A 15,668-nucleotide genomic window follows, 5' to 3' on the forward strand; every position below is an offset into this window, starting at 1 on the left:
TCAGCCCTCCTGAAGTTCCGGGCGGCCGGGCTGCTCGCCGCCGCGCTCCTTGATGTACGTCTCGGTCGGCACCATCACCTTGCGGCGGAACACGCAGACCAGGGTGCCGTCTTGCTTGTAGCCCTTGGTCTCGACGTGGACGATGCCGCGGTCGTTCTTCGACTTCGAGGGCCACTTGTCGAGCACGGTCGTCTGGCCGTAGATCGTGTCGCCGTGGAAGGTCGGCGCCACGTGCTTGAGCGACTCGATCTCCAGGTTCGCGATCGCCTTGCCGGAGATGTCCGGGACGGACATGCCGAGCAGCAGGGAGTAGACGTAGTTCCCGACGACGACGTTCTTGCCGAAGTCCGTCGTCCTCTCCGCGTAGTTGGTGTCCATGTGGAGCGGGTGGTGGTTCATGGTGAGGAGACAGAAGAGGTGGTCGTCGTACTCCGTGACCGTCTTCCCGGGCCAGTGCTTGTACGTCGCCCCGACCTCGAACTCCTCGTAGGTGCGTCCGAACTGCATGACCGTCAGGCCTCCGGGATCTCGAACTTGCTGGTGCGCTGCATGCCGGCGGCCCGGCCCTTGCCGGAGACGACCAGGGCCATCTTGCGGCTGGCCTCGTCGATCATCTCGTCGCCGAGCATCGCGGAGCCCTTCTTGCCGCCCGCCTCGGACGTGTAGTAGTCGTACGCGTCCAGGATCAGCTCGGCGTGGTCGTAGTCCTCCTGCGAGGGCGAGAAGATCTCGTTGGACGCCTCCACCTGGCCCGGGTGCAGCACCCACTTGCCGTCGAAGCCGAGCGCGGCGGCGCGCCGGGCGACCTCGCGGTAGCCGTCGATGTTGCGGATCTGCAGGTAGGGGCCGTCGATCGCCTGGAGGTTGTTGGCGCGGGCGGCCATCAGGATCTTCATCAGGATGTAGTGGTAGGCGTCCGCCGGGTAGCCGGGCGGCTGCTCGCCCACGACCAGCGACTTCATGTTGATGGAGGCCATGAAGTCGGCCGGGCCGAAGATGATGGTCTCGACGCGCGCGGAGGCCGTCGCGATCTCGTTGACGTTGTTCAGGCCCTGGGCGTTCTCGATCTGCGCCTCGATGCCGATCTTGCCGACCTCGAAGCCCATGGTCTTCTCGATCTGGGTCAGCAGCAGGTCGAGCGCGACGATCTGCTCGGCCGTCTGCACCTTCGGCAGCATGATGCAGTCGAGGTTCTGGCCGGCGCCCTCGACGACCGTCACGACGTCGCGGTACGTCCACTCGGTCGTCCAGTCGTTGACCCGCACGACCCTCGTCTTGCCGGTCCAGTCACCCTCGTTGAGGAACTTGACGATGGTGTGCCGCGCCTCGGGCTTGGCGAGCGGCGCGCACGCGTCCTCCAGGTCCAGGAAGACCTGGTCCGCGGGGAGCCCCTGGGCCTTCTCCAGGAAGCGGGGGTTCGAACCGGGTACGGCCAGGCACGAGCGCCGCGGGCGGAGACGGTTGACGGTCGTCATGCGGGGACCTCCAGGGGGTCGAGCTTGTTCGCGTTCCGGATCTCGTCGACGATGCGGCCGATGATGCCGGTGATGTCGAAGTCCTTCGGGGTGAAGACGGCGGCCACACCGGCGGCCCTGAGCTGTTCGGCGTCGCCATTCGGGATGATGCCACCGGCGATCACCGGGATGTCTGTGGCACCGGCCACACGGAGCCGCTCCAGGACGTCCGGCACCAGCTGGGCGTGCGAGCCGGAGAGGATGGACAGGCCGACCGCGTGCACGTCCTCGGCCAGGGCCGCGTCCACGATCTGCTCGGGAGTGAGCCGGATGCCCTGGTAGACCACCTCGAAGCCGGCGTCACGCGCGCGGACGGCGATCTGCTCGGCGCCGTTGGAGTGGCCGTCCAGGCCGGGCTTGCCGACCAGGAAGCGGAGCTTGCCGACGCCCAGGTCCTTGGCGGTGAGGTCGACCTTGCGGCGGACCAGCGCCATCGCCGAGCCCTCCTCGGCGGGGACCGCCACCGGCGCCGAGGAGACACCGGTCGGCGCGCGGAACTCGCCGAACACCTCGCGCAGGGCCCCGGCCCACTCGCCGGTCGTGACGCCGGCGCGGGCGCACTCCAGGGTGGCCTCCATGAGGTTGCCGGTGCCCTTCGCGGCCTCCTTCAGCTTCTCCAGCGCCTTGCAGGGGCGCGGGTGGTTGAAGGGCGGCTGGTAGCGGGTGTCGCGCCAGTTCCGCAGGCCGGCGATCACGCGGGCCTCGACGGCCGGGTCGACCGTCTGGATGGCCGTGTCGAGATCGGCCGTCAGCGGGTTCGGCTCGGTCGTCTCGAAGATGTTGACGCCGACGATCTTCTCCTGGCCGGACTCGATGCGGCCCCGCCGCTCGGCGTGCGAGGACACGAGCTGCGACTTGAGGTAGCCGGACTCGACGGCGGCCATCGCGCCGCCCATCTCCTGGATCCGCTCGATCTCCGCCAGGGAGTCCTCGACGAGCTTCGCGACCTTCGCCTCGATGACGTGCGAGCCCTCGAAGATGTCCTCGTACTCCAGCAGGTCGCTCTCGTGCGCCAGCACCTGCTGGATGCGCAGCGACCACTGCTGGTCCCAGGGGCGGGGCAGGCCCAGCGCCTCGTTCCAGGCCGGGAGCTGGACGGCACGCGCGCGTGCGTCCTTGGAGAGGGTCACGGCCAGCATCTCCAGGACGATCCGCTGGACGTTGTTCTCCGGCTGCGCCTCGGTCAGGCCCAGGGAGTTGACCTGGACGCCGTAGCGGAAGCGGCGCTGCTTGGGGTTCTCGATGCCGTAGCGCTCGCGGGTGATCCGGTCCCAGATGCGGCCGAACGCCCGCATCTTGCACATCTCCTCGACGAACCGCACGCCGGCGTTGACGAAGAAGGAGATGCGGGCGACGACGTCGCCGAACTTGTCGGCGGGCACCTGACCGGAGTCCCGGACGGCGTCCAGGACCGCGATCGCCGTGGACATCGCGTACGCGATCTCCTGCACCGGCGTGGCGCCCGCCTCCTGCAGGTGGTAGCTGCAGATGTTGATCGGGTTCCACTTCGGGATGTGGGAGACCGTGTACGCGATCATGTCCGTCGTCAGACGCAGGCTCGGCCCCGGCGGGAAGACGTGCGTCCCGCGGGACAGGTACTCCTTGACGATGTCGTTCTGGGTCGTGCCCTGGAGCTTGGTGATGTCGGCGCCCTGCTCCTCCGCGACGACCTGGTAGAGCGCCAGCAGCCACATGGCGGTGGCGTTGATCGTCATCGAGGTGTTCATCTGCTCCAGGGGGATGTCCTGGAACAGCCGTCGCATGTCACCGAGATGGGCCACCGGCACGCCGACCCGGCCGACCTCGCCGCGGGCGAGGATGTGGTCGGAGTCGTAGCCGGTCTGCGTCGGCAGGTCGAACGCGACCGACAGGCCGGTCTGGCCCTTGGCGAGGTTGCGCCGGTACAACTCGTTGGACGCCTCGGCCGTGGAGTGACCGGCGTACGTGCGCATGAGCCACGGCCGGTCCTTCTCCCGCTCGCCTTCGGCGGGCTGACGCTCAGTCATCTATGACCTCGGGTGTCTCAGATGTTGCGGAAGCGGTTGATGGCGTCGATGTGCTGGGCGCGCATCGCCTCGTCGCGCACGCCGAGGCCCTCCTCGGGGGCGAGGCACAGCACGCCGACCTTGCCCTGGTGGAGGTTGCGGTGCACGTCGTAGGCGGCCTGGCCGGTCTCCTCCAGGGAGTAGACCTTCGACAGCGTCGGGTGGATCTTGCCCTTCGCGATCAGCCGGTTGGCCTCCCAGGCCTCGCGGTAGTTGGCGAAGTGCGAGCCGATGATCCGCTTCAGCGACATCCACAGGTAGCGGTTGTCGTACTCGTGCATGTAGCCCGAGGTCGAGGCGCAGGTGGTGATCGTGCCGCCCTTGCGGGTGACGAACACGGAGGCGCCGAAGGTCTCGCGGCCGGGGTGCTCGAAGACGATGTCGATGTCCTCGCCGCCGGTGAGCTCACGGATGCGCTTGCCGAAGCGCTTCCACTCCTTGGGGTCCTGGGTCTGCTCGTCCTTCCAGAACCGGTAGCCCTCGGCGTTGCGGTCGATGATCGAGTCGGCCCCCATCGAGCGGCAGATCTCCGCCTTCTGCTCGCTGGAGACGACACAGATCGGGTGGGCGCCGCCGGCCAGTGCGAACTGGGTGGCGTACGAGCCGAGACCGCCGCTCGCGCCCCAGATCAGGACGTTGTCGCCCTGCTTCATGGCGGCGCCGTTGCGGGAGACCAGCTGGCGGTAGGCGGTGGAGTTGACGAGGCCGGGGGCCGCCGCCTCCTCCCAGCTCAGGTGGCCGGGCTTGGGCATCAGCTGGTTGGACTTGACGAGCGCGATCTCGGCGAGGCCGCCGAAGTTGGTCTCGAAGCCCCAGATGCGCTGCTCGGGGTCGAGCATCGTGTCGTTGTGGCCGTCGCTCGACTCCAGCTCGACGGACAGGCAGTGCGCGACGACCTCGTCCCCCGGCCGCCAGACGTTCACGCCCGGACCGGTGCGCAGGACGACGCCCGCGAGGTCGGAGCCGATGATGTGGTACGGCAGGTCGTGGCGCTTGGCCAGCTCGTTGGTGCGGCCGTAGCGCTCCAGGAACCCGAAGGTGGACAGCGGCTCGAAGATCGAGGTCCACACCGAGTTGTAGTTGACCGAGGAGGCCATGACGGCCACCAGGGCCTCGCCCGGGCCGAGCTCGGGCAGCGGCACGTCGTCGAGGTGGATCGACTTGCGCGGGTCCTTGTCCCGGGTCTGAAGGCCCGAGAACATCTCCGTCTCGTCCTTGTGCACGGTGATCGCGCGGTACGACTCGGGGAGCGGCAGGGCGGCGAAGTCGTCCGGCGTCGATTCCGGCGACTGGATCGCGTCCAGGATGTCCTTCACGGTCACGGTGTTGCCTCCGGCGGTTGGGGTCTCCCCGGTTCGAGCGGAGCCGAGAACGGGGGAAGCGTCCTGAGGGGGGACGCCTTGGGTCACGTCGGTGCTGCTGAGGGTTCTTGAAGGTGCCGTCGGTTCGGCTCGGTGGTGCTGGGGCAGCGCTTTGTGGCGCGGGAGGTTGCCTGTGACGCAGGCGCCGGGCGCGCAGACCGATGGCCTGCGGGGACAGCCGGCGTACGAAAGGTCGCTGCACGCCGGCCGCCCGGACTCCTTCAACGTATGACACCGCGTGTCACCCCGCAAGGCACTGAGTGCCAGAGATTGCGCTCAGGCGAAATCTTTACGTAACACATGAGCGATGATCGATCGAACGGGGCCGGAAAGCCGTCCGAAAAGGGGCTCTGACATGCCAAAACGGCCACCCCGGAGGGTGGCCGTCATCACAGCGGTGCGGGAGGCCTCAGCGCTCCTTGAGCGCCTCCTCGATGGTCCGCATGACCTCGTCCAGCGGAGCGTCCGTGCGGGCGACCGTGACCAGCACCTCACCCTGGTGGGACACGGCCGAGGGGGCCGGTGGCTTCGGCGCGGTCGAGCGCCCCGCCCCGATGCCCGTCCCGAACGTCTTGCGCACGATGGCGAAGGCATGGTCCAGCTGCGCCTCCACGTCACCCTGGCCGCCGGCCCTCAGCCAGCGCCGCAGGACGTGGTTGTGGGCGGTGACCACGGCGGACGCGGCGACCTCCGCCAGCAGCGGGTCGTCGTTGGCGTCGTCGTCGTGCGCGTGCTCGTCGAAGTGGCCGAGCAGATAGCGGGTGAACAGGCGCTCGTAGCGGGCCACCGACGCGATCTCCGCCTCGCGCAGGGTGGGCACCTCGCGCGTCAGCTTGTAGCGGGCGACCGAGATCTCCGGCCGGGCCGCGTACATCCGCATGACCTCCTTGATGCCGCGGCACACCGTGTCGAGCGGATGCTCGTGCGGGGGCGCCGCGTTGAGGACCGCCTCCGCCCGGACCAGCGTGTCGTCGTGGTCCGGGAAGATCGCCTCCTCCTTGGAGCGGAAGTGGCGGAAGAAGGTGCGGCGCGCGACCCCGGCCGCGGCCGCGATCTCGTCGACGGTGGTCGCCTCGTACCCTTTGGTCGCGAACAGCTCCATCGCCGCGGCCGCCAGTTCGCGGCGCATCTTGAGGCGCTGGGCGGCCGCGCGACTGCCTGCGGCACTTTCCGGCGCGTCGGGCGTGGCTGGTGTACGTGAGGACCTGGCGGGCTGGGACATGACCCGAACGTACTGCATGTGCGCAGCTTGTCGCGCAGGTACGGGGTTTCCCCCGCCCTCCTCGGGCGGGGGAGCGCCGCGGTGCGCGGCCGGGAGGTGGCTGCCCGGTTCGAGCAGCCCGCCCCAGTCCGTCTCGCCTCGCAACCAGTCGCCGACGTCGTCAGCGCCGGGCATACTCACGGAAGCCGCGGCCGGTCTTGCGGCCGAGGCAGCCGGCGGCCACCAGGTGCTCCAGGAGGGGCGCCGGGGCCAGGCCCGGGTCCCGGAACTCGCGGTGCAGCACCTTCTCGATCGCGAGGGAGACGTCGAGCCCGACGACGTCCAGGAGCTCGAACGGGCCCATCGGGTAGCCGCCGCCCAGCTTCATGGCGGCGTCGATGTCGTCGAGGGTGGCGTAGTGCTCCTGCACCATCTTGATCGCGTTGTTGAGGTACGGGAACAGCAGCGCGTTCACGATGAAGCCCGCGCGGTCCCCGCAGTCCACCGGGTGCTTCCGGATGCGGCCGCAGACCTCGCGGACCGTCGCGTGCACGTCCTCGGCGGTCAGCACCGTGCGGACGACCTCGACCAGCTTCATCGCCGGCGCCGGGTTGAAGAAGTGCATGCCGATCACGTCCTGCGGGCGCGAGGTGGCGCGGGCGCAGGCGACCACGGGCAGCGAGGAGGTCGTGGTGGCCAGGATCGCGCCCGGCTTGCAGACCTTGTCCAGCGCCTGGAACAGCTGCTGCTTGATCTCCAGGTCCTCGGCGACGGCCTCGACGGCCAGGTCGACGTCGGCGAAGGCCTCGTAGGAACCCGCCGCGGTGATCCGGTCCAGGGTCTGCGCCGCGGCCTCGGCGGTCATCCTGCCCTTGTCCACCGAGCGCGCGAGGGACTTGCCGATCCGGGCCTTGGCGGCCTGCGCCTTCTCCTCGCTGCGGGCGGCGACGACGACCTCGTACCCGGCCTTGGCGAAGACCTCGACGATGCCGGACGCCATGGTGCCGGAGCCGGCGACGCCGACCGAGCGGACCTCGCGGCCCGGGGTGAGCGTGCCGCCCTCCAGCGGGGTCAGCGCGTCGCGCACGACGGCGGCGCCGCCCGGGGCCTCGTAGGTGTAGAAGCCGCGGCCCGACTTGCGGCCGGTCAGACCCGCCTCGCTGAGCTGCTTGAGGATCGGGGCCGGGGCGTGCAGACGGTCGTGGGACTCCGCGTACATGGCCTCCAGCACCGTGCGGGCCGTGTCGACGCCGATCAGGTCGAGCAGGGCGAGCGGACCCATCGGCAGACCGCAGCCGAGCCGCATCGCGGCGTCGATGTCCTCGCGGGAGGCGTACTTCGCCTCGTACATCGCGGCGGCCTGGTTGAGGTAGCCGAACAGCAGGCCGTCGGCGACGAATCCGGGCCGGTCGCCGACCGCGACGGGCTCCTTGCCGAGGTCGAGGGCGAGGTTGGTGACCGCGGAGACGGCGGTCGGCGCGGTCAGCACCGAGGAGACGACCTCGACGAGCTTCATGGCCGGCGCCGGGTTGAAGAAGTGCAGGCCCAGCACGCGCTCCGGACGGGCGGAGTCGGCGGCCAGCCGGGTCACGGACAGCGCGTTGGTGCCGGTCGCCAGGATCGCGTCCGGCCGCACGATCCCGTCCAGTTCACGGAAGATCTGCTGCTTGATCTCGTACGACTCCGGAGCCACCTCGATGACGAGGTCGGCGTCGGCCGCGGCGCGCAGGTCGGTGGAGGTGCGGACGCGGGCGAGCGCGGCGGCGCGCTCCTGCTCGGTCAGCCGGCCCCGCTCCACGGCGCGGGCGGTGGTGGCCTCCAGGGCGGCGACGGCCTTGGCGGACGCGGCCTCGCTGATGTCGATGCCGACGACCTCGCGGCCGGCCCGGGCGAGGACCTCGGCGATGCCGGTGCCCATGGTGCCGAGGCCGACGACGGCGACGGTCGACAGCGGCGACGAGGAAGAGGAGGGGGACAGGGGAGTGGCCATCGCGGGACTCCAGGAATGAGGGGTGACGACTGGGAGTGCGTCCGGATGCGCCGGGCGGGAGCGGCCGGAGCCGGACCTGGGGCGCACCGGATGCGGTGCTGCATGCGGGTGTTGCCGGGCTGCGAGCGCACACGCCCGGATCCGTCGCCATGGGCGCGCACACGCCCGGGGCGAAGGGTGGGAAACCGACCGGCCCTGTCCCGGGGCCGGGTCGTGCTGCGGTACTCGAGGTACCGAACCGACTGCTCCCACGGCGGCTGCGTCACCAGGCCACCGTGAGGGGGTGCGAGTGGGTAACTCGCTCGTCTGAGCTTAACCGGCGGGTAACGAGCGCGCCAGCCCCCGGCTTTGTGATGTACGTCCCGGCAGATCGGGACCCCCTCTAGTCTCGGTGCCATGGACGAAGAGTTGCGATCACTCACGGAGCGCTTACGGGCGGAGTCGGCAGGCTCCCTCGCGTACGACGGTCTGCTGGCGACCGACGACCTCGACGAGCTGGCGCGGGTGCTCACCGCGAGCGGACAGCCGCTGTGGGCCCGGGAGCTGGCCGCGTTCCGGCTGGGGCTCGCGGGTGACCGGCGCGCCTTCGAATCCCTCGTCCTGTTCCTCAACCACCGCGATCCGCAGCGCTGCGCCGGCGCCGCCTACGCCCTCGCCCGCCTCGACGACCCCCGCACCGCCCGCGCGGCGGCCGCGCTCGCCACCAACGAACTCCGCGTCGCCTACGCCCTGTACCCGGTCCGGCTGCTGATCCGCCTGCACGCCCCGGAGTCCGTCCCCGCGCTGATCACCACCCTGGAGCGCAGGCTGCGCCCGCACGACCCCTACCGGCGTGTGGCCCTGGCGTGCGTGGAGGGTCTCGGCACGCTGGAGGACCCCCGGGCCCGTCCCGTCCTCCACGAGGCCCTGGCGCACCCGGTCCTGGCGGAGGCGGCCGTACGGGCACTGGCGCGGATCCCGAAACAGCGCTGACCTACCCCGCCGGCGTCCCGACGACGGCGAGCGCCTCGATCTCCATCAGGAATTCGGGCCGGACCAGCGCGGACACGTGGACCGCCGAGGCCGCCGGGAGGCGGTCGTCCGGTATGTGGCCGGCGCGGGCCTCGCGGATGGCCGACATGTGGGCCATGTCCGTGACGAAGAAGGTGAGTTTGACGACGTCGTCGAAGGTGGCTCCGGCGGCGGCGAGGCAGCGGCGGAGGTTCTCGAAGACCTGGCGGGCCTGGGCGCCGGCGTCGTGCTCGCCGACGAGCTCGCCGTCCTCGTCGAGGGCGAGCTGGCCGGCGATCGCGACGAAGCGCCCGGTGCCCATGGCGACGTGGCTGTACTGGGCGGCGGGGAAGACCCCGTCGGGGGCGGAAATCCTGGTCGGCTCACTCATGCGTCCATCGTGGACCATGGGTGTGACAAGGCCCCCGACGGGCCTTCGGGCACGGGATGTTCAGCCGTGGAAGCCCAGCATGCCGTGCAGCGCCGAGCCGCCGGCGGAGGTGGGCGCCGCCTTCGCGCTCAGCGGAGTGGGATCGGGCAGCTTGGGGCAGACCGCGTCGATCTGGCCGCCGCTGCGCGGAACCTTGCCGCTGGCCAGGTAGTCGGCGAGGTACTTGTCCAGGCAGGCGTTGCCGCTCAGCGTGATGCCGTGGTTCCCGCCGCCCTGCTCGACCACGAAGCTCGAACGGGCCAGCAGGCGGTGGACCGTGGCTCCGCCCTGGTACGGGGTGGCCGCGTCGTCGGTCGCCTGGAAGAGCAGGACCGGCGGCAGCTTGTGGTTGGCGATGCTGATCGGGTGCTCGTGGTGCGTCGGCCAGAAGGCGCACGGCGCGTTGTACCAGGCGTTGTTCCAGGTCATGAAGGGCGCCTTGGCGTGGACCGCCCAGTTGTCCTTGCGCCACTGGTTCCAGTCCCGCGGCCAGGCGGCGTCACGGCACTGGACCGAGGCGTAGACGCTGTAGCCGTTGTCCCCGGAGGCGTCGACGGCGGCGAAGTTGTCGTAGGCCTCGACCAGCGGGTCGGGGTCGTGGTCGTTCACGTAGGCCGCGAACGCCTCGGCCAGATAGGGCCAGTAGCCGTTGTAGTAGCCGCCGGGGAGGAAGGTGTCCTCCAGTTCGGAGGCCCCCACCTTGCCGCCGGCCGGCTTCTTCGCGAGCGCCGCGCGCATCGCGTACCACTTGGCCTCGATCCTGGCCGGGTCGGTGCCCAGCTTGTACGTCGAGTCGTACTTGGCGATCCAGGCCATCAGCGCCTTGTGGCGGGCGTCGAAGGCGTAGTCCTGCGAGATGTTGTCGTCGTACCAGACCCCCGTCGGGTCGACGATCGAGTCGAGCACCAGGCGCTTCACGCGCTCCGGGAAGAGCTTGGCGTACACCGCGCCGAGGTACGTCCCGTAGGAGTACCCGAAGTAGCTGGTCCTCCGGGCGCCCGTGGCCGCGCGGATGGAGTCCATGTCGCGTACGGTCTGGATCGTGTTGATGTACGGCAGCAGGTCCGCGTACTTCCGGCCGCAGGCCGCGGCGAAGGACTTGGCGCGGGTGAGGTTGGCCCGTTCGAGGGCCGGCGTGCTCGGCACCGAGTCCGGGCGCACGGGGTCGAAGTAGCCCGGCTTGCAGTCCAGGGCGGGCCGGCTCCGGCCGACGCCGCGCGGGTCGAAGCCGATGACGTCGTACTGCGAGGCGACCGACTTGGGCAGCGCGGAGGCGACGAATCCGGCCAGCGACAGACCGCTGCCACCGGGGCCGCCGGGGTTGACCAGCAGCGGACCCTGGCTCTTTTGCGCGGTGTGCGGCACGCGCGAGAGGGCGAGCGTGATCTGCCGCCCGTGCGGCCTGTCGTGGTCCAGCGGCACCTTCAGCGAGGCGCACTGCAGCGTCGGATAGTCGGTGGTGCCGCAGCCCTTCCAGGTCAGTTTCGCGGCGGTGGGCGAGGGCGGTGTCTGCGCGGTGCTGGCGTCGGCCGGGAGCGCCGTGAAGGACCCGGCCACGACGACGACGGCACCGCACAGCACCGCTGCGCGTTTTCTCATGCGTCCTCCCAGGACGGAGGGTTGCGGACCGCGAGTCTCACGGTTCTCGCCGCATCGTCCCGGAAAGCGCCCCCGGAAGAACTCGTTCTGGCAAGACTTGACCCAATCGGGTCGCGGGATGCGCTCGAATGATCTCAAATGAGCGTTAGTTGGGTCGATTCGGTCACGGCCGGGGCCGGTGGCTCCGGTGGCCGGATCCGGCGGGGCATCCCCGCGTGCGCCGGCCCGATCCCGTACTCCTGCGCCAGCTCGTGGACCTGACGGGTGATCCGGCGCTGGTACCACTTCGGGGCGTAGGAGCCGTCCGCGTACAGCCGCGCGTAGCGGCGCACCAGGTGCGGGTGGTGCTGGGCCAGCCAGGCCATGAACCACTCCCGGGCGCCGGGCCGCAGGTGCAGCACCAGCGGTGTGACGGAGGTGGCGCCGGCGGCCGCGATCGCCCCCACGGTGGCGCGCAGTTGGGCCGGGTGGTCGCTCAGGAACGGCAGCACCGGAGCCATCAGGACGCCGCAGCCGAGGCCGTGCTCGGCGAGGGTGCGCACGACGTCCAGGCGGCGCTCCGGAGCCGGTGTGCCCGGCTCCACCGTGCGCCACAGCTCGGGGTCGGTGAAGCCGACCGAGACGGAGACGCCGACGTCCGTCACCCGCGCCGACTGCACCAGCAGGTCCAGGTCCCGCAGGATCAGCGTGCCCTTGGTCAGGATCGAGAACGGGTTGGCGTGGTCGCGCAGGGCGGCCAGGATGCCCGGCATCAGGCGGTAGCGGCCCTCGGCGCGCTGGTAGCAGTCGACGTTCGTGCCCATCGCGATGTGCTCGCCGGGCCAGCGGCGCGAGCCCAGCTGGCGGCGCAGCAGCTCCGGGGCGTTCACCTTCACCACGATCTGCGAGTCGAAGTCGATCCCCGCGTCGAGGTCCAGATAGGTGTGCGTCTTCCTGGCGAAGCAGTACACGCACGCGTGCGAGCAGCCGCGATAGGGGTTCACCGTCCACTCGAAGGGCATGCGCGAGGCCCCGGGCACCCGGTTGATGATCGAGCGCGCCCGCACCTCGTGGAAGGTGATCCCGCGGAACTCGGGTGTGTCGAAGGTGCGGCTGACGACCGCGTCCGCGCCGAACAGCGCGGCGTCGGCCGCGCGGCCGTGGCCGCCGGACTCCACTGTGAGGTTCTCCCACCGCATGACGCCTCCTCGGTAGCGCTGCCACCCGAGTGAAACACGTGTTCGAATTTACGCGCAAGGGCGGTTTCCGATCGCTTCGGGCCGTCCCGGGGCACCCCGATTTGGGGGCTCGTGGGCGGGGGTGGTTGGCTTGCCCCAACCCCGAGAAGCAAGTCCTGGAGGAACCGATGGCGCAGGTCGAGGCCACTACCGAGCGGGTCGTCGCGGCAGACGCGGAGAAGGTGTTCGACGCCCTCGCCGACTACAGCGGCACGCGCGCGAAGCTGCTGCCCGAGCAGTTCAGCGAGTACGAGGTGCGCGAGGGCGGCGACGGCGAGGGCTCCCTCGTCCACTGGAAGCTCCAGGCCACCAGCAAGCGGGTCCGCGACTGCCTGCTGGAGGTCACCGAGCCCACCGACGGCGAGCTCGTCGAGAAGGACCGCAACTCCTCGATGGTCACCACCTGGCGGGTCACCCCGGCGGGCGAGGGCACGTCCCGGGTCGTCGTGACCACCGTCTGGAACGGCGCCGGCGGCATCGGCGGCTTCTTCGAGAAGACGTTCGCGCCGAAGGGTCTCGGCCGGATCTACGACGCGGTGCTCGCGCGTCTCGCCGCCGAGGTCGAGAAGTAGAACGACCGAGGTCACCGAGCGCGACGGCCGGCGCCGCCAGGTGAAGCGGCCGGCGTCGCGCGGCAAGTCCCCGGTGCACGGCGGGCGTTGGCCCCCTCACCGGATCGAGTGGATCTCCCGGCGCCGCGCCGTTGCGCCGTAACTCGTCGCGCCTGCCCGTAGTTGTCGCCCAAGGCGGCAATCGCGTGGCAGCGTGACGAGGGAGCAGTAGTGGGCGGGACGACTTCGGTGTACGAGGAAGCGGCGCCGGCACCCCCGCGGGCCCCGGCCTCCCCGCCCGCCGTGACGGCCGAACTCAGCCCGCGCCGGGTGCGGTTGGTCTTCCTCGGGCTGATGCTGGCGCTGCTCCTCGCCGCCCTGGAGCAGATGATCGTCGCCACCGCGCTCCCGAAGATCGTCGGCGAGCTGCACGGCCTGGACCGGATGTCCTGGGCGATCACCGCCTATCTGCTGACCGCCACCGTCGGGCTCCCGGTCTACGGCAAGCTCGGCGATCTGCTGGGCCGCAAGGGCGTCTTCCAGTTCGCCATCGTGGTCTTCGTCATCGGCGCCGCGCTCGCCGGCCGGGCGCGGTCCATGGACCAGCTGATCGCCTTCCGCGCGGTCCAGGGGGCCGGCGCGGGCGGGCTGATGATCGGCGTGCAGGCGATCATCGCCGACATCGTGCCGCCCCGGCGGCGCGGCCGCTTCATGGGACTGATCGGCGCCGCGTTCGGCCTCGCGTCGGTCGCCGGGCCGCTGCTGGGCGGCTACTTCACCGACCACCTCTCCTGGCGCTGGTGCTTCTACTTCAACGTCCCCTTCGGACTGGTCACCCTGGCCGTCGTCACCGTCGTGCTGAAGCTGCCCAGGCCGAGGACCAGGCCGCGGCTCGACGTCCTCGGCGCGCTGCTGCTGGCCGCGGCCTCCACCTGCCTCGTGCTGCTGACCAGTTGGGGCGGCACCGAGTACGCGTGGGGCTCGCGGGAGATCATCGGGCTCGGCGCGGGGGCGGGGGCCGCCGTCGTGCTCTTCCTCGTCGCCGAGCACTTCGCGGCCGAGCCCCTCATCCCGCTCAGGCTGTTCCGGGACCCGGTCTTCAACGTCACGAGCCTGGTGGGCCTGGTGATCGGTGTCGCGCTGTTCGGCGCCGCCAGCTATCTGCCGACCTTCCTGCAGATGGTCGACGGGGCCTCCGCCACCGAGTCCGGCCTGCTGATGCTGCCGATGATGGGCGGGATCGTCGTCGCCTCCGTCGTCGCCGGGCAGCTCATCAGCCACACCGGACGCTACAAGCCGTACCCGGTGCTCGGCAGCGCCCTCTCCATGCTCGGCATGTGGCTGCTGTCCCGGCTGGAGGCCGACACGCCCCGCCTGCAGTACAGCGTCTGGATGGCCGTCCTCGGCGCCGGCATCGGCATGGTGATGCCGGTCCTGGTCCTCGCCGTGCAGAACTCGGTGCCGCCGGCCGACCTCGGCACCGCCACCAGCGCGAACAACTACTTCCGGCAGATCGGCGGCAGCGTCGGCGCCGCCGTCTTCGGCACCCTCTTCTCCCGCCGGCTCACCGACGCCCTCGCGCAGCGGCTGCCCGCGCGCGAGGGGGCGCGCCTGCCCGACCCCGAGTCGATCACCCCGCAGCTCGTGCGGGCCCTGCCCGCGCCGCTGCGCGACGACTACGTCCGGGCCTACGCCGACGCCATGCCCCGGATCTTCCTCTATCTGGTGCCGGTGCTCGCCCTCGGCCTCGTCATCGCCTTCTTCCTCAAGGAGATCCCCCTCTTGAACAGCGCAGCGCCCCACCACGCGGGCGAACCGGACTCCGCGGACGCCGCGCTCCCGCAGGCCCTGCCCCGGCCTTCGGCCGGGGGGACCGCCGTCCCGCTGCGCCCGCCCTCCGCCGCCGGCATCCCCGTCCGCGGCACGGTGCAGCACCCGGACGGGAGCGCCGTCCCGCGCGCGGCGCTCACGCTCATCGACGTGGCGGGGCAGCAGATCGGGCGGGGCGCGAGCGGCGAGGACGGGCGGTACGCGCTGTCCGCGCCAGGCTTCGGGCCGTACGTGCTCATCGCCGCCGCGGGCGGCCATCAGCCGCAGGCCGTGTCCGTGACCGTCGGTGAGCGCCCGGTGGAGCTGGACGTGGTCCTCGGCGGCGCCGGACGCCTCGCGGGCAGCGTGCTGACCGCCGAGGGAGTCCCCGTGCGGGACGCCTCCGTCACGCTCACCGATGCGCACGGCGAGGTCGTCGCCACCACCCGCAGCGGACGCGAGGGCGGTTACGTCTTCACCGAGCTGGTCGCGGGCGAGTACACCCTGGCCGCCGGCGCGCCCGCGCACCGCCCGGCCGCGCTCCCGGTCACGGTCCGGGCCGCCCGGGAGACCCGCCAGGACGTCGAGCTCGCGGGCGGCGCCGTGCTGCGCGGCACCGTGCGGGCGAGCGGCGGGCGGCCCGTCGAGGACGCGCGCGTGACGCTGCTCGACGCCGCGGGCAACGTCGTCGACACGCTCACCACCGGACCTGACGGAACGTTCCGGTTCGCCGACCTGTCGTCCGGCGAGTACACCGTGATCGCCGCGGGCTACCCGCCGGTCGCCACCGTGCTCCAGGTCGCCGGAGGCGGACGGACCGAGCGGGACCTGCAGGTGGGGCACGAGGACTGACGGCGCCGCGCCTGCCGGGCGTGGCCCGGCGGCGTGTCCGGCGTGGTGTGACGCAGCGTCACACGGGTCTGTGCGCCCCGGCGCACGCCCCCGCGCTCGGACGGCCGTG

12 protein-coding genes are annotated in these 15,668 nt (G+C 71.1%); 3 read left to right on the forward strand and 9 right to left on the reverse strand.

Annotated elements, in window-relative coordinates:
• From ACIRPX_RS14080 to ACIRPX_RS14105, 6 genes are all read right to left on the reverse strand, one after another.
• Positions 1 to 507 carry a MaoC family dehydratase gene (locus tag ACIRPX_RS14080; protein ID WP_404193068.1) on the reverse strand — a complete coding sequence of 169 codons (507 nt, stop codon included), beginning with the start codon at positions 505 to 507 and terminating at the stop codon, positions 1 to 3.
• Between the two features lie 5 nt (positions 508 to 512).
• The gene (locus ACIRPX_RS14085) at positions 513 to 1,475 is read right to left on the reverse strand and encodes an HpcH/HpaI aldolase/citrate lyase family protein (protein ID WP_404193071.1); all 963 of its coding nucleotides are present in this window, start codon (positions 1,473 to 1,475) and stop codon (positions 513 to 515) included.
• Positions 1,472 to 3,520, reverse strand: coding sequence for a protein meaA (locus tag ACIRPX_RS14090; protein ID WP_404193073.1), 2,049 nt, complete (start codon positions 3,518 to 3,520; stop codon positions 1,472 to 1,474). Before ACIRPX_RS14090 ends, ACIRPX_RS14085 begins: the two co-directional genes overlap by 4 nt.
• Before the next feature lie 17 nt (positions 3,521 to 3,537).
• Positions 3,538 to 4,881: a crotonyl-CoA carboxylase/reductase gene (gene ccrA / locus ACIRPX_RS14095; RefSeq protein WP_404193076.1), complete on the reverse strand. Its 1,344-nt coding sequence runs from the start codon at positions 4,879 to 4,881 to the stop codon at positions 3,538 to 3,540.
• Between the two features lie 448 nt (positions 4,882 to 5,329).
• Positions 5,330 to 6,142: a TetR family transcriptional regulator gene (locus ACIRPX_RS14100; protein WP_404193079.1), complete on the reverse strand. Its 813-nt coding sequence runs from the start codon at positions 6,140 to 6,142 to the stop codon at positions 5,330 to 5,332.
• 160 nt (positions 6,143 to 6,302) lie between these two features.
• On the reverse strand, positions 6,303 to 8,111 hold the full coding sequence (locus ACIRPX_RS14105; RefSeq protein ID WP_404193082.1) for a 3-hydroxyacyl-CoA dehydrogenase family protein: 1,809 nt from the start codon (positions 8,109 to 8,111) through the stop codon (positions 6,303 to 6,305).
• 396 nt (positions 8,112 to 8,507) lie between these two features.
• Here ACIRPX_RS14105 and ACIRPX_RS14110 point away from each other — a divergent pair, with 396 nt between their 5' ends.
• Entirely contained in the window at positions 8,508 to 9,083 is a 576-nt protein-coding gene (locus tag ACIRPX_RS14110) for an adenylosuccinate lyase (RefSeq protein ID WP_404193085.1), read from the forward strand.
• 1 nt (position 9,084) lies between these two features.
• Here the strand turns inward: ACIRPX_RS14110 and ACIRPX_RS14115 are convergent, their stop codons facing one another.
• The 3 genes from ACIRPX_RS14115 to ACIRPX_RS14125 form a co-directional block, all read right to left on the reverse strand.
• Positions 9,085 to 9,492 carry a RidA family protein gene (locus tag ACIRPX_RS14115; protein ID WP_404193088.1) on the reverse strand — a complete coding sequence of 136 codons (408 nt, stop codon included), beginning with the start codon at positions 9,490 to 9,492 and terminating at the stop codon, positions 9,085 to 9,087.
• A gap of 60 nt (positions 9,493 to 9,552) precedes the next feature.
• Positions 9,553 to 11,130 carry an alpha/beta hydrolase gene (locus tag ACIRPX_RS14120; RefSeq protein ID WP_404193091.1) on the reverse strand — a complete coding sequence of 526 codons (1,578 nt, stop codon included), beginning with the start codon at positions 11,128 to 11,130 and terminating at the stop codon, positions 9,553 to 9,555.
• Between the two features lie 134 nt (positions 11,131 to 11,264).
• The gene (locus tag ACIRPX_RS14125) at positions 11,265 to 12,308 is read right to left on the reverse strand and encodes an Rv2578c family radical SAM protein (RefSeq protein ID WP_404193094.1); all 1,044 of its coding nucleotides are present in this window, start codon (positions 12,306 to 12,308) and stop codon (positions 11,265 to 11,267) included.
• Positions 12,309 to 12,475: 167 nt separating this feature from the next.
• Here ACIRPX_RS14125 and ACIRPX_RS14130 point away from each other — a divergent pair, with 167 nt between their 5' ends.
• Both ACIRPX_RS14130 and ACIRPX_RS14135 read left to right on the forward strand, forming a co-directional pair.
• Positions 12,476 to 12,919 carry an SRPBCC family protein gene (locus ACIRPX_RS14130; RefSeq protein WP_404193097.1) on the forward strand — a complete coding sequence of 148 codons (444 nt, stop codon included), beginning with the start codon at positions 12,476 to 12,478 and terminating at the stop codon, positions 12,917 to 12,919.
• A gap of 210 nt (positions 12,920 to 13,129) precedes the next feature.
• On the forward strand, positions 13,130 to 15,559 hold the full coding sequence (locus tag ACIRPX_RS14135) for an MFS transporter (protein WP_404193100.1): 2,430 nt from the start codon (positions 13,130 to 13,132) through the stop codon (positions 15,557 to 15,559).
• Positions 15,560 to 15,668 lie beyond the last annotated feature (109 nt).

Source organism: Streptomyces sp. NPDC101225 (assembly GCF_044767585.1).
Taxonomy (GTDB): domain Bacteria; phylum Actinomycetota; class Actinomycetes; order Streptomycetales; family Streptomycetaceae; genus Streptomyces.